General features: G+C 73.9%; 15 protein-coding genes. 7 read left to right on the top strand and 8 right to left on the bottom strand.

What is annotated here, in order from left to right; genetic code table 11:
• Positions 1-476 precede the first annotated feature (476 nt).
• The gene (locus ACIF80_RS31205; protein ID WP_399810705.1) at positions 477-1,601 is read right to left on the bottom strand and encodes a winged helix DNA-binding domain-containing protein; all 1,125 of its coding nucleotides are present in this window, start codon (positions 1,599-1,601) and stop codon (positions 477-479) included.
• Between the two features lie 327 nt (positions 1,602-1,928).
• On the opposite strand from ACIF80_RS31205, the gene ACIF80_RS31210 reads away from it, so the two are divergent.
• Together ACIF80_RS31210 and ACIF80_RS31215 are read left to right on the top strand one after the other, a co-directional pair.
• The gene (locus ACIF80_RS31210; protein ID WP_399810707.1) at positions 1,929-2,054 is read left to right on the top strand and encodes a hypothetical protein; all 126 of its coding nucleotides are present in this window, start codon (positions 1,929-1,931) and stop codon (positions 2,052-2,054) included.
• A gap of 80 nt (positions 2,055-2,134) precedes the next feature.
• Positions 2,135-2,575: an SRPBCC family protein gene (locus ACIF80_RS31215; protein ID WP_399810709.1), complete on the top strand. Its 441-nt coding sequence runs from the start codon at positions 2,135-2,137 to the stop codon at positions 2,573-2,575.
• Between the two features lie 98 nt (positions 2,576-2,673).
• Here ACIF80_RS31215 and ACIF80_RS31220 read toward each other — a convergent pair whose 3' ends face one another.
• The 4 genes from ACIF80_RS31220 to ACIF80_RS31235 all read right to left on the bottom strand — a co-directional run bounded on the left by ACIF80_RS31220 (position 2,674) and on the right by ACIF80_RS31235 (position 7,944).
• A complete protein-coding gene (locus ACIF80_RS31220; RefSeq protein ID WP_399810711.1) occupies positions 2,674-3,831 on the bottom strand; it encodes an XdhC family protein in 1,158 nt (385 codons plus the stop codon).
• A 95-nt stretch (positions 3,832-3,926) separates the two neighbouring features.
• Positions 3,927-6,419, bottom strand: coding sequence for a xanthine dehydrogenase family protein molybdopterin-binding subunit (locus tag ACIF80_RS31225; protein ID WP_399810713.1), 2,493 nt, complete (start codon positions 6,417-6,419; stop codon positions 3,927-3,929).
• On the bottom strand, positions 6,416-7,054 hold the full coding sequence (locus ACIF80_RS31230) for a (2Fe-2S)-binding protein (protein ID WP_399810715.1): 639 nt from the start codon (positions 7,052-7,054) through the stop codon (positions 6,416-6,418). Before ACIF80_RS31230 ends, ACIF80_RS31225 begins: the two co-directional genes overlap by 4 nt.
• Positions 7,054-7,944: an FAD binding domain-containing protein gene (locus ACIF80_RS31235; protein WP_399810716.1), complete on the bottom strand. Its 891-nt coding sequence runs from the start codon at positions 7,942-7,944 to the stop codon at positions 7,054-7,056. The genes ACIF80_RS31230 and ACIF80_RS31235 overlap by 1 nt, the downstream gene beginning before the upstream one ends.
• A 408-nt stretch (positions 7,945-8,352) precedes the next feature.
• On the opposite strand from ACIF80_RS31235, the gene ACIF80_RS31240 reads away from it, so the two are divergent.
• On the top strand, positions 8,353-10,122 hold the full coding sequence (locus ACIF80_RS31240; protein WP_399810718.1) for a PucR family transcriptional regulator: 1,770 nt from the start codon (positions 8,353-8,355) through the stop codon (positions 10,120-10,122).
• Positions 10,123-10,391: 269 nt separating this feature from the next.
• On the top strand, positions 10,392-11,159 hold the full coding sequence (locus tag ACIF80_RS31245) for a hypothetical protein (RefSeq protein ID WP_399810720.1): 768 nt from the start codon (positions 10,392-10,394) through the stop codon (positions 11,157-11,159).
• A 55-nt stretch (positions 11,160-11,214) separates the two neighbouring features.
• Here ACIF80_RS31245 and ACIF80_RS31250 read toward each other — a convergent pair whose 3' ends face one another.
• The gene (locus tag ACIF80_RS31250) at positions 11,215-12,057 is read right to left on the bottom strand and encodes a GntR family transcriptional regulator (protein ID WP_399810721.1); all 843 of its coding nucleotides are present in this window, start codon (positions 12,055-12,057) and stop codon (positions 11,215-11,217) included.
• Positions 12,058-12,236: 179 nt separating this feature from the next.
• Here ACIF80_RS31250 and ACIF80_RS31255 point away from each other — a divergent pair, with 179 nt between their 5' ends.
• Positions 12,237-13,139 (top strand): (2Fe-2S)-binding protein, encoded by a 903-nt coding sequence (locus ACIF80_RS31255; RefSeq protein WP_399810723.1) that lies wholly within the window; start codon positions 12,237-12,239, stop codon positions 13,137-13,139.
• Between the two features lie 306 nt (positions 13,140-13,445).
• On the top strand, positions 13,446-14,489 hold the full coding sequence (locus ACIF80_RS31260) for a DUF2637 domain-containing protein (RefSeq protein WP_399810725.1): 1,044 nt from the start codon (positions 13,446-13,448) through the stop codon (positions 14,487-14,489).
• 291 nt (positions 14,490-14,780) lie between these two features.
• On the opposite strand, the gene ACIF80_RS31265 is transcribed toward ACIF80_RS31260, so the two are convergent.
• Positions 14,781-15,203, bottom strand: coding sequence for an ATP-binding protein (locus ACIF80_RS31265; protein WP_399810852.1), 423 nt, complete (start codon positions 15,201-15,203; stop codon positions 14,781-14,783).
• Positions 15,204-15,536: 333 nt separating this feature from the next.
• Positions 15,537-16,181, bottom strand: coding sequence for a hypothetical protein (locus ACIF80_RS31270; protein WP_399810727.1), 645 nt, complete (start codon positions 16,179-16,181; stop codon positions 15,537-15,539).
• A 234-nt stretch (positions 16,182-16,415) separates the two neighbouring features.
• Here ACIF80_RS31270 and ACIF80_RS31275 point away from each other — a divergent pair, with 234 nt between their 5' ends.
• Positions 16,416-17,924 (top strand): helix-turn-helix domain-containing protein, encoded by a 1,509-nt coding sequence (locus tag ACIF80_RS31275; RefSeq protein WP_399810728.1) that lies wholly within the window; start codon positions 16,416-16,418, stop codon positions 17,922-17,924.
• Positions 17,925-17,938: the final 14 nt, after the last annotated feature.

The following is a 17,938-nucleotide window of genomic DNA, read 5'->3' on the forward strand; positions in this document are numbered from 1 at the left end:
ACGCGGGACGGCAGGGATGCGGTGACCTGGGCCGGGGCACGCGTCCGGGCCCTCACGGGGTCAGCGGTGAGCGCGGTGCCGGGCGGTACGGGGCGGGCGGTCGGGACCGAGGGTTTTCCCTGCCCAACTCCCGTAGGGGCTTCCCTCATTGGGGACCCGCGCTCCGGCTCGTAGCGTAAGGGGTGTGCCGCTCGCCGGGCACACGGGGACCGATGGCCCGGCCCCCGTGCTGAACCCCCCACCCCGCGCACCCCCACCGGCAACCGATGAGGAGAGACCGATGTACGGGCTCATCCGCCGCACGAAGACCGCCGCGACCACCGCCGTGATCGCCGCCACCTGAATTCCTGAGTACCCCTCAGGTGAGTGCCAGGGGGCGTTGCGGGCTTCCACGAGCAGCCCGCAACGCCCCCTATCCACGCCCCGTCGACCGCGCTCCCCCTCGCCCTCCCTCGCCCCTTCGCCCGGCCCTTCCGTCACCGGCGTACGGCTCCGAAGCGGATGTCGTACGACGTGTCCGGGTACATCACCCGGAGCATCCGCTCCCCCTCGGTGGTGATCTCGTCCCGTCGGGCCCTGGTGAGCGGGCCGAGCGGCTCGACCACGAGGGCGTGTTCGTCCAGCCGCCACACCCCCGCCAGGAAGCCGTCGACGAGGAGGGCGCGGTAGGGGATGTTTCCCTGCCAGGTGCTGCCCCGCAGCCCGTGGGGCACGACGCGGGTGCGGTCGGCGTGGGAGAGGAGCAGGTTGTCGAACTCGGGCAGGAACCGCGGCGGGGCCGGGGTGTCCGGGTCGGGCCGGGGCGCGTCGGGGAGGTCGAACAGCTCGACTCCGTGTTCGTCGTGGAAGGTGACCAGGCGCGGCCGGAGGCGGTCGAAGGCTTCGCGCAGCCTGGTCAGTCCGGCCCAGATCTGCATGTCCTTCACGGAGGCCGGCCCGAAGGCGGCGAGGTAGCGCAGCACGACGGCGTCCGGCCCCGGGGAGGGCTCGGCGGAACGGCCCAGCCACCGCTCGGCGGTGGTGAGCGTGACCTGGCCGCTGCGGCCCCACAGTCCGCGCGGGGTGATCTGGACGAGGGGCAGCCTGCAGCGGGCGGCGACGGACAGGGCCTGCGGGTCGGCGTCGGGCCATTCCTCGAGCAGGGCCTCGCGCAGCTGCTTCATGGTGCGCGGTTCGGCCTCGACGAGGTCCCGGGCGAGGACGGTCAGCCGGTCCAGGTCGACCCCGGCCAACCCCTTGCGGAAGGAGGCGAGCTCGCGGTCACGGGCGGGCTGCACCAGAGGGCGCAGGGTGAGGCAGTCCTGAGCCGTGTGGGTGTGGATGGTCGAGCGCAGGGTGACGATGCGGACCACCGCGCGGTCGGCCATCGGCCGGGACAGCGCCTCGGGCGTGAAGCCGTCGAGCCGGGCGGCGAGCGCGTAGTACGGCGGTTTGACGTTCTGTGCCTGGAGCCCGACCAGATGCTCGACGGCCGCCTCCGCGGACAGCGGTGAGCGCCGCAGGAGCAGCTGCCGGGCGAGGGTGGCACGGTTCAGGGCCCGGGTGCCGAGCACGGCGGCCGGACCCCGCACCGGGGTGACGCTCCGCTTCGTCTTCGTCATGCCCGCACGCTACCGAGGCTTGCGGCCACCCCCTGTCCGCGAGTCCGGGAACACCGCTGCGAAGACGACCGCCGTTCCAGGGCTGCCGTTCCAGGGCTGCCGATTCAGGGCTGCCGATTCAGGACATTTCCTCGGGACGTGTAACACCCCGGCGGGCACCGGACGCTGAGTCCTACGGGGCGCGAGAAGCGGCCCCTTTCTCACGTCGTAGGCCAGTACCAGGAACAACCCCCCGACCGAAGGGCTTCCTCCGTGACTTCCCACCCCGCCGGCACCGAAGGTTCCGCCGCGTCCGGACACGTTCGTCTCCCCGTCTACGAAGGCCTCGTGCGCGAACTCGGGGACGTCCTGGCGGAGACCCGCGAGGTGGCCGAGCGCACGGAGCGCCAGATGCGCCAGGTACTGCCGGTACGCCCCCACACCCGGCCCTCGCCCGCGCCGGCCCCCCGGTGAGTCCCCGCGCCGACTGGGCCGTGCGGGTGACGCGCCCCCGGCGGGGCCGTCGGCCCGTCCTGATTCCCTAGGATCCCCCCGTGGCCACCTTCCATCTCCAGCGCACGGCACCCCTCCCGCTCGACGAGGCCTGGCGTCGGCTCACGGAGTGGCCCCGCCACGGGGCGGCGGTCCCGCTCACCCGGGTCACCGTGACCACTCCCCCGCCCACCGGTCGGGGCACGGTGTTCGTCGCCCGCTCGGGCCTCGGCCCGGTCGCCTTCGACGACCCGATGGAGGTGACCGTCTGGCAGCCCCCGGCCGACGGTTCCCCCGGCCTGTGCCGGCTGGAGAAGCGGGGGCGCCTGGTCAGGGGCTGGGCGGAGATCGAGGTCCGCCCGGGGCCGGGCGGCCGGACCCGCGTGCTGTGGCGCGAGGACCTGCGGGTCCGGTTCCTGCCCGGCTTCTGCGACCCGGCCCTGCGGGCCGTCTCGCGCAGGGTCTTCGGCCGGGCGGTGAACACCCTGCTGCGGCAGCCGTGACGGAGGTGCCACCGGGAGGTGTCACCAGGAGGTGTCACCAGGAGGAGCGACCGGGAGGAGTCACCGGCGCTGCCGCGCCCACGCCGAGGACGCTTCCGTCACACCGTCGAACCGATTCTGCCGGTGGACCCGGAGGCGTGAGCGGGTTCACGGTGGATCGGGGTGCGGGCGCCGGTGAGGGGGGTGCCGGTGCCGCCACGGCGGGCGGCGACGATCTCGGCGGCGATGGACACGGCCGTCTCCTGCGGGGTGCGGGCGCCGAGGTCGAGGCCGATCGGTGAGCGCAGGCGGGCCAGTTCCCGGTCGGTGACGCCGACCTCGCGCAGGCGGGCGTTGCGGTCCAGGTGGGTGCGGCGGGAGCCCATCGCGCCGACGTAGGCGACCGGGAGACGCAGGGCGAGCCGCAGCAGCGGTACGTCGAACTTCGCGTCGTGGGTCAGCACGCACAGGACCGTACGGGCGTCCACGGCGGTGCGCTCGAGGTACTTGTGCGGCCACTCGACGACGATCTCGTCGGCGTCCGGGAAGCGTGCCCGCGTGGCGAACACGGGGCGCGCGTCGCACACGGTGACGCGGTAGCCGAGGAAGGCACCGGCCCGGGCCAGCGCCGACGCGAAGTCGATCGCGCCGAAGACGATCATCCGGGGCGGCGGGACGGACGACTCGACCAGGAGCGTGAGCGGCGCTCCGCAGCGGGATCCCTCGGCGCCGATCTCCACTGTGCCCGTGCGGCCCGCGTCCAGCAGCGCGCCGGCCTCCGCCGCCACCGTGCGGTCCAGTTCCGGATGGACGCCGAAACCGCCCTCGTACGAGCCGTCCGGGCGGACCAGGAGCGCGCGGCCCGTCAGGTCCGCCGATCCGCTCACGATCCGGGCCACCGCCGTCGCCTCCCCTCGCGCGGCGGCGGCCAGCGCGGACGCGAGCACCGGGCGTCCGGGGTCCGCCGCCCGCACCGGCGTGACGAGGATGTCGATGACGCCGCCGCAGGTCAGACCGGCGGCGAAGGCGTCCTCGTCGCTGTGGCCGAAGCGTTCGAGGACGGTTGCGCCGTCCTGGAGGGCCTGCAGGCACAGCTCGTACACCGCGCCCTCGACGCAGCCTCCCGACACCGAGCCGATGACCGTGCCCTCGGCATCCACCGCCAGCGCGGCACCGGGGCCGCGGGGTCCGCTGCCGGTGACCGCCACGACGGTGGCGACCGCGAAGTCACGGCCCTGCGCTGCCCACCGGTGCAGGTCCTCGGCGATGTCCAGCATCTGTCGGTCTCCCTCGGCAAGGGCCCACGGGCATCGGCATCGGCATCGGTCAGGGTCTGCCCGTCCCGGGCGGGTGCCCTGCGGCGCCGGGTGCGTCACCCGGTTCCGGTGAGGTGTTCCGGGCGGACCGGTGTGCGGTTCAGCTCCAGCCCGGTCGCGTCCCGGACGGCCGCGAGGACCGCCGGGGTGGACGAGAGGGTGGGGGCCTCGCCGACGCCGCGCAGCCCGTACGGCGCGTGGTCGTCGGCGAGTTCGAGCACGTCGACGGGGATGACCGGCGTGTCGAGGATGGTGGGGATGAGGTAGTCGGTGAAGGAGGGGTTCTGCACCTTCGCCGTCCTCGGGTCGACGACGATCTCCTCCATGACCGCCACGCCCAGGCCCTGGGTGGTGCCCCCCTGGATCTGGCCGATGACGGACAGCGGGTTGAGCGCCTTGCCGACGTCCTGGGCGCAGGCGAGTTCGATCACCTTGACCAGGCCGAGTCCGGTGTCGACCTCGACGACGGCCCGGTGTGCGGCGAAGGTGTACTGGACGTGGCCGTTGCCCTGGCCGGTGCGCAGGTCGAAGGGTTCGGTCGGCCGGTGCCGCCACTCCTCCTCCACCTCGACGGCCTCGTCCCCGAGGACGTCCACCAGATCGGCCAGTACCTCACCGCCGTCGGTGACGACCTTGCCGCCCTCCAGCAGCAGTTCGGCCGTCGCCCACGCCGGGTGGTACGAGCCGAACCTGCGCCGGCCCAGCTCCAGGACCTGCTCCCGGACCAGCTCGCAGGCGTTCCTGACCGCTCCTCCGGTGACGTACGTCTGCCGGGAGGCTGAGGTCGAACCGGCCGAGCCCACCCGGGTGTCGGCGGGGTGGATGGTCACCTGGCCGATGCCCAGCTCGGTGCGGGCGATCTGGGCGTGGACGGTGACTCCACCCTGCCCGACCTCCGCCATCGCGGTGTGCACGGTGGCCACGGGCTGCCCGCCGGCCACCTCCATCCGGACGCGTGCGGTGGAGTAGTCGTCGAAGCCCTCGGAGAAGCCGACGTTCTTGATGCCGACCGCGTAGCCGACGCCGCGCACGACGCCTTCACCGTGGGTGGTGTTGGACAGGCCGCCGGGCAGCTGGCGCACGTCGGCGCCCTCGCTGCTCTCCCACTGCCGCTCGGGCGGCATCGGCATCGCCTTGACGCGGCGCAGGAGTTCGGCGACCGGTGCCGGGGAGTCGACGACCTGCCCGGTGGGCATGACCGTGCCCTGTTCCATGGCGTTGAGCCGTCTGAACTCCACCGGGTCCAGGCCCAGTCGCGCGGCCAGTTTGTCCATCTGGGCCTCGTAGGCGAAGCACGCCTGGACCGCGCCGAAGCCGCGCATGGCGCCGCAGGGCGGGTTGTTGGTGTAGAGGGCGAGGGCCTCGATCTCTACGTCGTCCACGACGTACGGCCCGACGCCGAGGGAGGAGGCGTTGCCGACCACGGCCGGGGAGGCGGAGGCGTACGCTCCGCCGTCGAGCACGATGCGGCACGTGACGTGGGTCAGCTTGCCGTCGCGAGTGGCGCCGTGCTCGTAGTACAGCTTGGCCGGGTGGCGGTGGACGTGGCCGAAGAAGGACTCGAAGCGGTTGTAGACGATCTTGACGGGCTTGCCGGTGCGCAGGGCGAGCAGGCAGGCGTGGATCTGCATGGACAGGTCCTCGCGGCCGCCGAACGCACCGCCGACGCCGGCCAGGGTCATCCGTACCTTGTCCTCGGGCAGGCCGAGCACGGGCGCCATCTGGCGCCGGTCGGAGTGGAGCCACTGGGTGGCGATGTAGAGGTGGACGCCGCCGTCCTCCTCGGGGACGGCGAGCCCCGACTCGGGGCCGAGGAAGGCCTGGTCCTGCATGCCGAAGGTGTACTCGCCCTCGACGACGACGTCGGCGCGCTCGCGGGCCCGTGCCACGTCGCCGCGCACGATCGGCTGGCGGTGGACGATGTTGGGGTGGGCGACGTGGCGGCCGATGGGGGTCCCCCCTGGACCGGAGCTTGTCGTAGGCCCTTGGGGGAGGCCGTCGCGGTGCTCGTGGACGAGGGGCGCGTCGGGGGCGAGCGCGGAGGCCTCGTCGGTGACGACGGGCAGGTCCCGGTACTCGACCCTGATCTTCGCGGCGGCGCGGCGCGCGGTCTCGGGGTGGTCGGCGGCGACGACGGCGACCGGCTCGCCGTGGTGGCGGACCTTTCCGTGGGCGAGGACGGGGGTGTCCTGGATCTCCAGGCCGTAGTGGCGCACCTCGGTGGGCAGGTCGTCGTAGGTGAGGACGGCGTGCACGCCCGGCAGGGCGAGGGCCTCGGAGGTGTCGATCGAGACGATCTCGGCGTGCGCGACCGGGGAGCGCAGGATCTGGCCCCAGAGCATGTCCTCGTGCCACAGGTCGGAGGAGTACGCGAACTCGCCGGTGACCTTGAGGGTGCCGTCGGGGCGGAGGGTGGACTCGCCGATTCCGCCGCTGGCCGGGGTGCCCTGGGTGAGGGTGGAGGGCGCGCCGAGGGGGGTTCCGGCGGGTCCGGGTCCGGTGGTGGCCCGGGTGGGGGTGCGGGGGGTCCCGGAGCTGTGCTCGGTCATGGTCGGGTCCCCTCGGACTGGCGGGCGGCCGCGAGGCGGACCGCGTCCATGATCTTCTCGTAGCCCGTGCAGCGGCACAGGTTGCCCGACAGCGCCTCGCGGATGTCGGCGTCGCTCGGGCTGGGGTTGTGTTCCAGCATCTCGTCGGCGGCGACCAGCAGGCCCGGGGTGCAGAAACCGCACTGGACGGCGCCGGCGTCGATGAACGCCTGCTGGATCGGGGCGAGTCCGGCTCCCTCGCCGGTCTGCGAGCCGGTGCCGTGGGCGCCGTCGGGTCCCTGGGCCCCGTGGGCCTGCCACCGCTGAGCCGCGTCGAGCGGGGTGCCGGTGGCGTCCGGTGCTTCCGTCCCGTCCCGCGCATCGCCCCCGGCGGCGCGGGAGCGCTGCCGGGCGAAGTCGGCCAGTCCTTCGACCGTGACGATCTCACGGCCCTCGGCCTGGCCTGCCGCGACGAGGCAGGAGCACACCGGGACGCCGTCGAGGCGCACCGTGCAGGAGCCGCACTCGCCCTGCTCGCAGGCGTTCTTGGAGCCGGGCAGGCCGAGCCGCTCGCGCAGCACGTACAGCAGGGACTCGCCCTCCCACACGTCGTCGGCCTCCTGGGGCCGTCCGTTGACCGTGAAGTGGACACGCATCACGCGGCTCCCTCGGTGGTACGGCGGGTACCGCGGTACGACTCCCAGGTCCAGGTCAGCGTGCGGCGGGCCATGACGCCGACCGCGTGCCGGCGGTAGCTCGCGGTGCCGCGGACGTCGTCGATCGGGCTGCAGGCGGCGGAGCACAGGTCGGCGAACTGTTTGGCCACCGACGGCGGGACGATCTTCCCGTTGTCCCAGAGGCCGCCCTCGTCGAGCGCCGCGTTCAGGAACTCCTCGGCGGTGGTGGCCCGTACGGGGGTGGGCGCAGCCGAGCCGATGCCGGTGCGGACCGTACGGGTCCCGGGGTGCAGGGCCAGACCGAACGCGCACACGGCGATGACCATGGCGTTGCGGGTGCCGACCTTCGAGAACTGCTGCGGTCCGTCCGCCTTCTTGATGTGGACGGCGCGGATCAGTTCGTCGGGCGCCAGCGCGTTGCGCTTCACGCCCGTGTAGAAGGCGTCGATCGGGATGCGGCGGGACCCGCGCACCGATTCGGCCTCGACCTCGGCACCGGCGGCGAGCAGCGCCGGGTGGGCGTCGCCGGCCGGGGAGGCGGTGCCGAGGTTGCCGCCGACCCCGCCGCGGTTGCGGATCTGCGGGGAGGCGACGGTGTGGGAGGCGAGGGCGAGGCCCGGCAGCTCGGCCCGCAGGTGCTCCATGATCCTCGTGTACGGGACGGAGGCGCCGAGCCGTACGGTGTCCTCGCCGACCTCCCACTCGGTGAGGTCGGCGATGCGGTTGAGGTCCATGAGGTACTCGGGCCTGCGGTGGTCGAAGTTGATCTCGACCATCACGTCGGTGCCACCCGCAATCGGCACGGCGGTGGGGTGCTCGGCCTTCGCGGCGAGCGCCTCCTCCCAGCCGGCGGGGCGAAGGAAGTCCATGACCGGCTCTCTTCTTCGTCTCGTGGATCGTACGGTTCGAGCCAATCCGTGTGCGGTGGGCCCGGTTCCTTCATGGGGGATTCACGCGGAGTGGGCTCAGTACACCGCCCGCTGCTCCACTCGGGTCAGTCACGAAAGACCTGAAGGAGTTGGCTGGCCAACGGGGGCATCTTGTAGATTCATATGAAAAGAGGACCTCAGTAACCTCCTTGCCTTCCTCCGGAAACAACGGACACGGAAGACACGGAGTACACAGTCCGGGAGACGGCCGGCCGTGCCGGACCGGCCACTCTCCCGGGCGCCGCGCGGAAGGCCGTCCGGGCCCTGTGCGGAAGGACCTCCACGGGCCCTTCCACGGGCCATCGTAGACATCGGTACACATCGAGACAGGGAACGGCGGCGACGAGAATGCGGCTGCGCGCACTGCTGGAGACCGACGCGCTGGGGCTCGCGCTGCTCTGCGGCGAGGACGAGCTGGACCGCACCGTGCACGGGGTGATGACCACCGACCTGAGGGACCCCAGCCGCTACCTCTCCGGCGGGGAACTCGTGCTCAGCGGCCTGGCCTGGCGCCGGGACGCCGCCGACTCCGAGCCGTTCGTACGGCGGCTGGTACAGGCGGGGGTCGCGGCCCTGGCCGCCGGCGAGGCGGAACTGGGGGCCGTCCCGGAGGACCTGGTCGTGGCCTGTGCGCGGCACCGGCTGCCGCTGTTCGTGGTGCACGAGTCGGTGGCCTTCGCGACGGTCACCGAACATGTCGTACGGCAGGTGTCCGGCGAGCGGGCCGGGGACCTCGCGGCCGTGGTGGACCGGCACCGGCGGCTGATGACGTCGGGCCCGGCGGGCGGCGGTCCGGACATGGTGCTCGACCTGCTCGGCACCGACCTGGACCTGCGGGCGTGGGTGCTCTCGCCCACCGGGCGGCTGATCGCCGGTTCGAAGGCGGGGCCGCGGCTGCCCGACGACGTGTGCGTACGGATCGCGGCGGAGCATCTGGCGGCCGCCCGCAGCGGCCGTCCCGGACCGCACCGGGTGACCCTGGACGACCGGACGACGTACAGCCTCTTCCCGGTGCGCGGCGACGGGCCCGCGGCCCCCACGGTGGCGGCCGCCCCGCAGCCCGCGCAAGCCCCGCAGACCGCGCACGGCGGACCCGGCGGGCACGGCACTCCGCCTTCCCCGGAGCCGCGGGACGGCCGGGACGGCCGGGAGACCGTGCTGTCGGACTGGCTGCTGGTGGTCGAGGCCGACGCCGGGGACTGGGCCGAGGAACGGCTGGACCTGCTGTACGGGGTCACCCAGCTGATCGTGGTCGAGCGGGACCGCCGGAACGCGGCGCGCACGGTACGGCGCCGGCTCGCGCAGGAGGTGCTGGAGCTGGTGCAGGCGGGCGCCGCGCCGGCCGAGGTCGCGGCCCGGCTGCGCGTGGCGGCACCGGTGCTGGTGCCCGGCCTCGGAGCCGCGCCGCACTGGCAGGTGGTCGTCGCGCGGGTCGAATGGGACGACGGTGGGGCCGAGGGCGGCGCGGCGGCGCAGGCACTGCTCGAGGAGATCCTGGTCGACCCGGCGTCGACGGGTCCCGAGCAGTCCGACCGGATCGCGGTGGCGCACACCGGGGACGAGGCGGTCGCGCTCGTCCCGCTGCCCGCGGTGGCGGGCGCGCACGACGGCGCCGACGGGCGGGGACTTCTCGCCGACGCCCTGCTGGAGGCCATACGGGACCCGCTGACGGCCGGTCTGGACGGTGACGGGCGGCTCACCCTCGGGGTCAGCGCGGCCGTGCACTCGGCGGAGGGGCTGCGCGGGGCCCTGGAGGAGGCGCGGCACGCGCGGCGCGTGGCCGCGGCGCGGCCGGGCCGGGTCTGCGCGGCCGGCCACCACGAGCTGGCCTCGCACGTCCTGCTGCTCCCCTTCGTCCCCGACGACGTACGCCGGGCCTTCACCGCCCGTCTCCTCGACCCGCTGCGGGATTACGACCGGCGCCACCGCGCCGAGCTGATCCCCACCCTGGAGGCCTTCCTGGACTGCGACGGCTCCTGGACCCGCTGTGCCGCCCGGCTGCACCTGCACGTCAACACCCTGCGGTACCGGGTGGGCCGCATCGAGCAGCTGACGGGCCGTGACCTGTCCCGTCTGGAGGACAAGCTGGACTTCTTCCTGGCCCTCCGCATGAGCTGACGGCCCGGCGGGCGCGCGGCGGGGGCGGTGGGGTCGCGCGGGGCGGGGGCGGCTGGGCCGCGCGGGACGGGGTTGCGCGTGCCGAGGGTGTGCGCCGGTGGGGTGTCGCGGGCGCCGTCGGGCGCTCCACCGTTCGTGCCCGTTGATCCACGACTTTGTGAAATCCTTCACCCACCCTCTTGGCCCGACCCCGTTGTTCGTGCTGAGATGCGGCCACCACTCAACAGCTCGATGGCGTGCTCGGGGAGGGCAACGTGGCGCACACCGCCATGTCTGGTAACGGAACGACCGCTGGTGACGATCCCCTCCAGACCGCGGTATGGCGGCTGCGCTCACGCGCCTGCTGGGCCGACGCCGCCGCTCTGCTCACCCCGGACACCGCGGCCGCCGCGCTGCAGCGGGCGTCGCTCCTGGTGGAGCGGTGCCTGTACACGGAGACGGGCTGGGCCGAGGCCGAGGACGCGCTGCGCACGGCCGAGGCGCTGGCCGACACCGACGACGAACGGGGCGCCGCCGCTTGTGAACGCGGGTACTTGGCCTACGCCGCCACCCTGTTCGCGGTGCGCGACCGGGCCGACGAGGCACGGGCCGCGCTCGGGCGCGCGGCGGCACTGATCCCTCCGGGGGCCCCGGCGCGGGCGCTGCTGGACTTCCGGCGCGGGCTGATCGCCGAGAACCTGTCCCGCTCCCCGCAGTCGGCGCGTGCCGCGTACCGCCGCGCCCACGCGGGCGCCACCGCGCACGCCGACCCGTTGCTGCTCTCCGGCACGTGGCGTCACCTCGCCGGACTCGCCCTGCGGGAGGGCGAGGTGGCGGAGGCACGGCACGGCTTCGCCGAATCCCTGCGGATCCGGGAGGAGCTGGGCTATCTGGTCGGCACGGCCCCGGCCCTGGTCTCCCTCGCCGACACGGAGACCGAACCGGAGGCGTCCCGCCTGCGCGAGGAGGCCCGCCGGCTGCTGCGTCTGCTCGGCGGCGTCCCCACCTGGCTGTCCCGCCAGCTGGCCCCGCCGGCCCCGGGAGCGGCGACGGCGTAGGAACGCCCGCGGCTCCGGGCCCCGTACCCAGTGCCGGGTGCGGGGGGGCCGCCGTTCAGACCGCGCCGGTGAAGTGCTCCCCCAGCAGTGACCGCACCGCGTCCTGGTCACCCGCGATCAGCGCGTCCAGCAGGGCCGTGTGCTGGTGGGCGTCGGCCACCAGCACACGGCCGAGAGGGCCGGGGGCGGCACCGACCAGGGGCCACTGGGCGCGGCGGTGGAGGTCCTCCGCGATCCGGACCAGTTGTTCGTTGCCGACGAGGGTGAGCACCGCGCGGTGGAAGGCCCGGTCGGCCTCGGCGTACGTGGCCCGGCAGCCGGAGGAGGCGGCGCGGATCGTGGCCTCGGCGAGGGGGCGCAGCTCGGCCCAGCGCTCGGCGGGCACCGTACGGGCCAGCCGCAGCACCATCGGAACCTCGATCAGCGCCCGGACCTCGGCCAGTTCGGCCAGCTCCCGGTCGCCCCGCTCGACGACCCTGAAGCCCCGGTTCGGCACGACCTCGACCGCACCCTCCAGGGCGAGTTGCTGCATGGCTTCCCGGACGGGGGTCGCGGAGACCCCGAACCGCTCGGCCAGCACCGGCGCGGAGTACACCCCGCCGGGCCGCAGGTCGCCCGTCACCAGCGCGGTGCGCAGTGCGGCGAGGACCTGCCCGCGCACGGAGGACCGCTGGACGGGCGTCCGGGGCCGGGGAAGGACGGCGGCCGGTTCGCCGTGGGTGTGCTCGCCGCGTACGGCGTCGTCCCGACCGGGCGCGACGTCGCCTTGCCGGCCCCGGACGCCGGACTGGGCGGACACCCTGACCCTGCCCGCGCGCGCGTCCGCACCCGCGGGCGCGCCGCCCTGTCCGGTGCCGGTGTCACCCTCCCCTGCGAAGCCCTTCGTGCCCTGCCTCACGGGGTCCTCCTCCGGACGTTTCGGTACTTGGGGTCATTACGGCGGCTTGTCAGTCGTTCGTCAAGCACCTTACGGGCACGGGCCCCGCGGTTCACATCTCAACGATCTTGGGTAAGGTGAGGCTTACCTTTACCGGTCCGGCGTCGGGCCGGTTCGGCGAGACGTGAAGGGGTGGTCCCATGGCAGCGCCCGGTTCGGCCGTCGCGGATGCGTACGCCCGCCTGACGGAGGCCTTTCCGGCACTCGCCGTCACGGAACTCGCCCCCGACGAGGAGACGCCCCGGGGCGGCGCCTGGGTGTCCGCCGACGCTCTCGCCGAGGGGGACGGCGGTTCCGCCCTGGACGCCTTCCTGTCCTGGGACGACAGCCAGGTGCTGCGGGACTACGGACAGCAGGCCCGCCCCGACGTGGTCGCCAGCTTCGGCCTGCACCGCTACGCCTGGCCCGCCTGCCTGCTGATCACCGTGCCGTGGTTCCTGCACCGCCGCGTGCCCCGCTACCCGGTGACCCACGTCTCGTTCGACCGCGCGGCCGACGGGCTCGCCGTGGGCCGCATGGCCGTACGCCCCGAGTCGTTCGCCTGCCTCCCCGGTGACCCGGCGGCCGCGCTGCCCGGCGCCCGCGTGGTTCAGGACGAAGAGGCCCTGCGGGCCGAGGTGCGCGCCTCCGTCGCCGAGCACCTCGAACCCGTCCTGGCGGGCTTCGGCCCGAGGATGCGCCGTCGCGGCCGCGCCCTGTGGGGCATGGCGACCGACGAGGTCGTGGAGAGCCTGCGGTACATCGGCCAGCTGCTGGGCGAGGAGGAGCGGGCCCTGCGGGAGCTGGAGCTGCTGCTGCCGGGGGCGACCAAGCCGTACGTCGGCGCGGCGGGCTTCCGCCCGGTCACCGGGCCGGGCGGCGAAGCCACGCACACCCGGGACCGGATCAGCTGCTGCATGTTCTACACCCTGCGCCCCGACGACATCTGCGCCAACTGCCCGCGCACCTGCGGCGTCGGGAAGACGAACGGCGGGGCGGTCGGCGGAAAGGTCGTCATCATGCCCATCGAAGACACCCACATGCCGGTGGCCAAGGCCAGTTGACGCCACGTCGGACGCCGGCGCACCCGCGTCCGTCCGCCGGGCCCGCCCGGCTCCGGGCCCCCACGAAGGTCACAGGGACTTCACCATTCCCTCACCTGCCCCAAGGCGTATTCACGGCACCACCCGTATGAGCAGTCGCATTCGAACCCAACTCACGTCCCTCATGCGTCAGTTCGAGCAGAACGCCGTCCTGGGTACCCCCTCGCGCTTCAATGGCGGCCACTTGCCCCGAAATCCCCTGAAGGACGGCGGGATTGGGCCACTATGGCGGGCGTTACGCCCTATCCCAATGCAAGGGACCCCTGGATGAGACTGACCGACATATCGCTGAATTGGCTGCTTCCGGGCGCCGTGCTGCTCCTGGGCATGCTGGCGGCGGTGGCGGTGCTCGCGCGCGGCAAGCGCTCCTCGGTCAAGGACACGAGCGCGGACGACTCGTGGGAGCGCAGCGAGGAGCGCCGCAGGCGCAAGGAGGCGCTGTACGGCACTGTCTCCTACATCCTGCTGTTCTGCTGTGCCGCGGTGGCGGCCGCGCTCTCCTTCCACGGTCTGGTCGGCTTCGGCGAGCAGAACCTCGGCCTGTCCGGCGGCTGGCAGTACCTCGTGCCCTTCGGTCTGGACGGTGCGGCGATGTTCTGCTCGGTGCTCGCCGTGCGCGAGGCCAGCCACGGTGACGCGGCGCTCGGCTCCCGCATACTCGTGTGGACGTTCGCCTTCGCCGCGGCCTGGTTCAACTGGGTGCACGCCCCCCGGGGCATAGGGCACGCGGGCGCTCCGCACTTCTTCGCGGGCATGTCCCTGTCGGCGGCCGTGCTGTTCGACCGCGCCCTGAAGCAGACCCGCCGGGCCGCCCTGCGCGAACAGGGCCTGGTACCGCGTCCGTTGCCGCAGATCCGCATCGTCCGCTGGCTGCGGGCTCCCCGGGAGACGTACCGCGCCTGGTCGTTGATGCTGCTGGAGGGCGTACGCAGCCTCGACGAGGCGGTCGAGGAGGTCCGCGAGGACCAGCGCCAGAAGGACGAGACGCGCCGGCGCCGGCGCGGCCAGGAGCGAGTGGAGCGGGCGCGGCTGAAAGCCATCAGCCGGGGCCACCGCGCCCTCGTGGGCGGCGGCGGCCACCCCATGGAGGCCCCGACGGTGGAGCGGGCGGACGACGCGGTGCCCCCGGAGCCTGCCATAGCGGCGCCGGAGGCCGTCCTGCCCGTACGCTCGCGCCCCTCTCTGCAGCCGGTGCGCGGTGCTTCGGATCCGACGACCGTCGACCTCACCGCGGAGGACGACACCCAGGCACTGCCGCGCCTGGACTCCCTCGAGCGCAAGCTCAAGGACCTGGAGCAGCAGTTCGGCTGACGTCGGCGGGACGGGGGACGGGGGACGGGGGACGGGGGACGGGGGACGGGGGACGGGGGCGCGCCCCGGGGGGGGGCCCGCCCCCCCCGCCCCCCCCCCCCCCCCACCAGTGGGCCCGGGCCGGGGCCCGGTGGGTGGGGGTGAACCGGGCCGGGGCCCGGGGGGGCCCGGGGGCCCGGGGGACGGCGCACTGAACGGGACGGGGCCCGGCCGCACAGGCCGCGCCCCGTCCCGTTCAGTGCGCCGGTGCCGGTGCCGGTGTCGGTGCTGATGCCGGTGCCGGTGCCCGGGTCAGGCGGCGTCCGCGCCGAGTTCGAACCAGACCGCCTTGCCCACCCCGTGTGCCCTGATCCCCCACGCGTCGGCGAGGCACTCGACCAGGACCAGTCCACGGCCGTGCGTACCGTCGCCGGCGTCCGGTGCCCGCGGCCGGGGCTCGTGGTCCACGAAGTCCCGTACCTCGACCCGTAAGCCCCGGGGTCCGACGGTGGCGGTGAGGACCGCCGCCCGGTCGGTGTGGATCAGCGCGTTGGTGACAAGTTCGGTGGTGAGCAGTTCGGCCGTCTCCGACTGTCCGGGCCTTCCCCAGCGCCTGAGCAGTTGTCGTAGGTCATGGCGGGACTCGGGCACCGCCCGCAGGTCCGCGCGCCCCAGCCGGCGCCTCAGCTGTGCCTCCGGCGCCTGGTTCCCTTCCCCGTCGGCCGTCCCTTCCACGGTCGTCACCGAGCCGGTCCCCGCCGTGCCGGGACAACCCCCTTGTACCTGCCTTCTCATGGCCCCCGCCCGCGTTCCGGTGTCGATTCCCCCTGCGGCTCGAACACGTCCGTGGGAATCCATGCCCCGTCACCCACGCGCCAGTCATGCGGCACCGTCAAGGCCGGTTATTGGCCGAACTTCGACGGCCACACACGTGTGCGGGGCCGTCCTCCCGACCCCCGTGGCGAGAGGACGACCCCGGCTTCGCGGTGGTCGTGCGGCCCCTTGCGGACCATGCCCTTCCGGGCAGTTCCTTTCGGACAGTGGCGTTTTGGCCATGTCCTTCCGGTGTCAGTACAGCTTGTCGACGGCCTTGGTCGTCGTCTTCTTGAAAGCGGCCACCGGGGCGTCGTCGAAGTCGCCCATCTGCCCCCAGCTCACGAGGGTGACCGTCCTGCCGTCCCGTCCCACCGACAGCAGGTGGATGTCGGTGGCGCCCCAGGAGGCGTTGGTGTGCAGTCCGTGGACCTGCGCGCCCTCCTCGACCGGCAGCGAGCCGTAGTACCGGCCCTCGGCCTCGATCTCCGGGTCGGACCGCTCGATGCGGTCCGCGCAGGAACGGATCCTCTTGTTGATCAGGGCGGCCAGCGCCTTGCCCTTGGCGGCCGAGCCCGTCACGACCGTGGCCTGCACCGCACCCGCGTCCAGCTCGGTGTGGAAGACCCGGTGCCGGTAGTCGTAGGCAGGGATGCCGTCTTCGCCCAGACAGTAGGCGAGTTCGACCGGGAAGCCGTCGGTGACGGGTCCCGCCGTCCACTCGGACGACGGGTGCGGCGGCAGCTGGGACGCCGCGAGGAACTTGGGCGTGGCGGCCTTCGCCTTCGGAGCGGTGCCCGTGGACGGCGCGGCTCCGGCCGGCCCGGTGAGCGACGTGACGGCGGCGAGGGTGATGACGGAGATGACCGAGAGCGCGGCGGCCCGGGTGCGCATGGGCATGGGTGTCCCCCGTGAGGAGTGCGTGGTTGGATGCGGGTGCTGCCGGGATGGCCCGGATGGTCCGTCCGGTGGCCGTCGGGGCGACACCAGGAGCATCCGCCGTCCCGGGTGGCCGGCGCAAGCGTCGGCGGTCGTTCCCCGGGCATGGAACCATCCCAGCCCGTCTGACGTGCAGGTATATGAGGTGCCTGGGATACCGTCCCGGGCCCGTTCGGCCCAACGAGTGTGTGCGGGGTGAAGGTGTCGGCACAGGACGACGTGGCGGAGTTCGCGGCTCGGCTGCGGGAGCTGAAGGAACGCACGGACCGCAGTTACGGCTCGCTGGCCCGCCGCCTGAACATGAACACCTCCACGCTGCACCGCTACTGCGCGGGCGAGGCGGTCCCCCTCGACTTCGCCCCGGTGGAACGCTTCGCCGCCCTGTGCGGGGCGTCGGGCGCGGAACGCCTGGAGCTCCACCGCCACTGGCTCCTGGCCGTCGCGGCACGGCAACGACCGCGAGCGGGAGAGACGGCGACGGGGGCCGAGCCGGAAGCGGAGGGCGACGCCGACGCGGCCGCGGAGCCGGAGACGAAGGCCGCGTCCGAAGCGGAGACGAAGACCGCGGCGGAAGGTGTGGACACGCCGTCCTCCGCCGGCGCCACCGGCCCCGATCACCCCCTCCTGGACACGGGCATCGTCATCGGTCCCCACTCCCCGGCCGGCCGCCCCCTCCCCCGCCCCTGGTACCGGCGCAAACGCGTGGCGGGGGTCCTGGCCGTCGCGTGTGCGTTACTCGCCACCGTGGGCACGCTGGCCGCGCTGCCCGACGGTCACCGCCCCTCCCCCGACGACCGCAGCCGGGCCACCGCCGACTCCGTGCCGACCGCCTCCGCGGACCCCACGGCGCCGGGTCTGCGTGCCTCGTCGCCGCCCCCCTCCGCCTCCCCCTCGTCCGGCCGCCCGGAGCGCACACCGGACGGCTCCGGAACCGGGCGCGAGCCGTCCGGCCCGGCCGCTTCCGGTGACGCCTCCGGAAATGCCGGAGGGAGCGGCCCCAAAGGTTCGTCCGGGGGCTCGTCCGGGGGTTCCTCCGCGCCCGCCGGTACGCCTCTCGCCTGGACCGTCGACTCCCATGCCTGGGCCTTCGGCTGCGGTCACGACTACGTCGTCGCCAAGCCGCCCGCCCAGGTGCCGCCGCCCCCGGTCCCCCAGGACGCCGGTACCTGGGTGGCGACGCAGGCGGCGGTGCACGGAGGCGAGACGATCGTGAAACTGTCCGTGCAGGGGACGTCGGACACGGCCGTCGTCCTCACGGCACTGCGGGTCCGGGTGACCGGCCGCACCGATCCCGCTCCGGGCAACGCGTACGCCATGGACCAGGGGTGCGGCGGTGCCCTCACCCCGCGGTACTTCGCGGTGGACCTGGACAAGGACCGGCCGATCGCCCGCGCGGTCGCCGGGAACGACGCCGGTACGCCGATCGCCCGCGCGGTCGCCGGGAACGACGCCGGTACGCCGATCCCGGCGGTCCGCATGCCCTACCGGGTCTCCGCGAAGGACCCGGAGGTGCTGGAGGTGACCGCCACGACCGCGGACTGCGACTGCCGCTGGTACCTGGAGCTGGACTGGTCCTCGGGCGGCCGCTCCGGGACCGTCCGGATCGACGACGACGGCCGTCCGTTCCGCACCAGCGGGATCAAGGGGCTGCCCCGCTACGAGTACGACACCTCCCATCGCCGCTGGGCGCCCCGCGCGGGCTGAGCGCCCGCGTTCCG

The sequence above is a fragment of the Streptomyces sp. NPDC085927 genome (genome assembly GCF_044540975.1).
GTDB classification, from domain to species: domain Bacteria; phylum Actinomycetota; class Actinomycetes; order Streptomycetales; family Streptomycetaceae; genus Streptomyces; species Streptomyces hirsutus.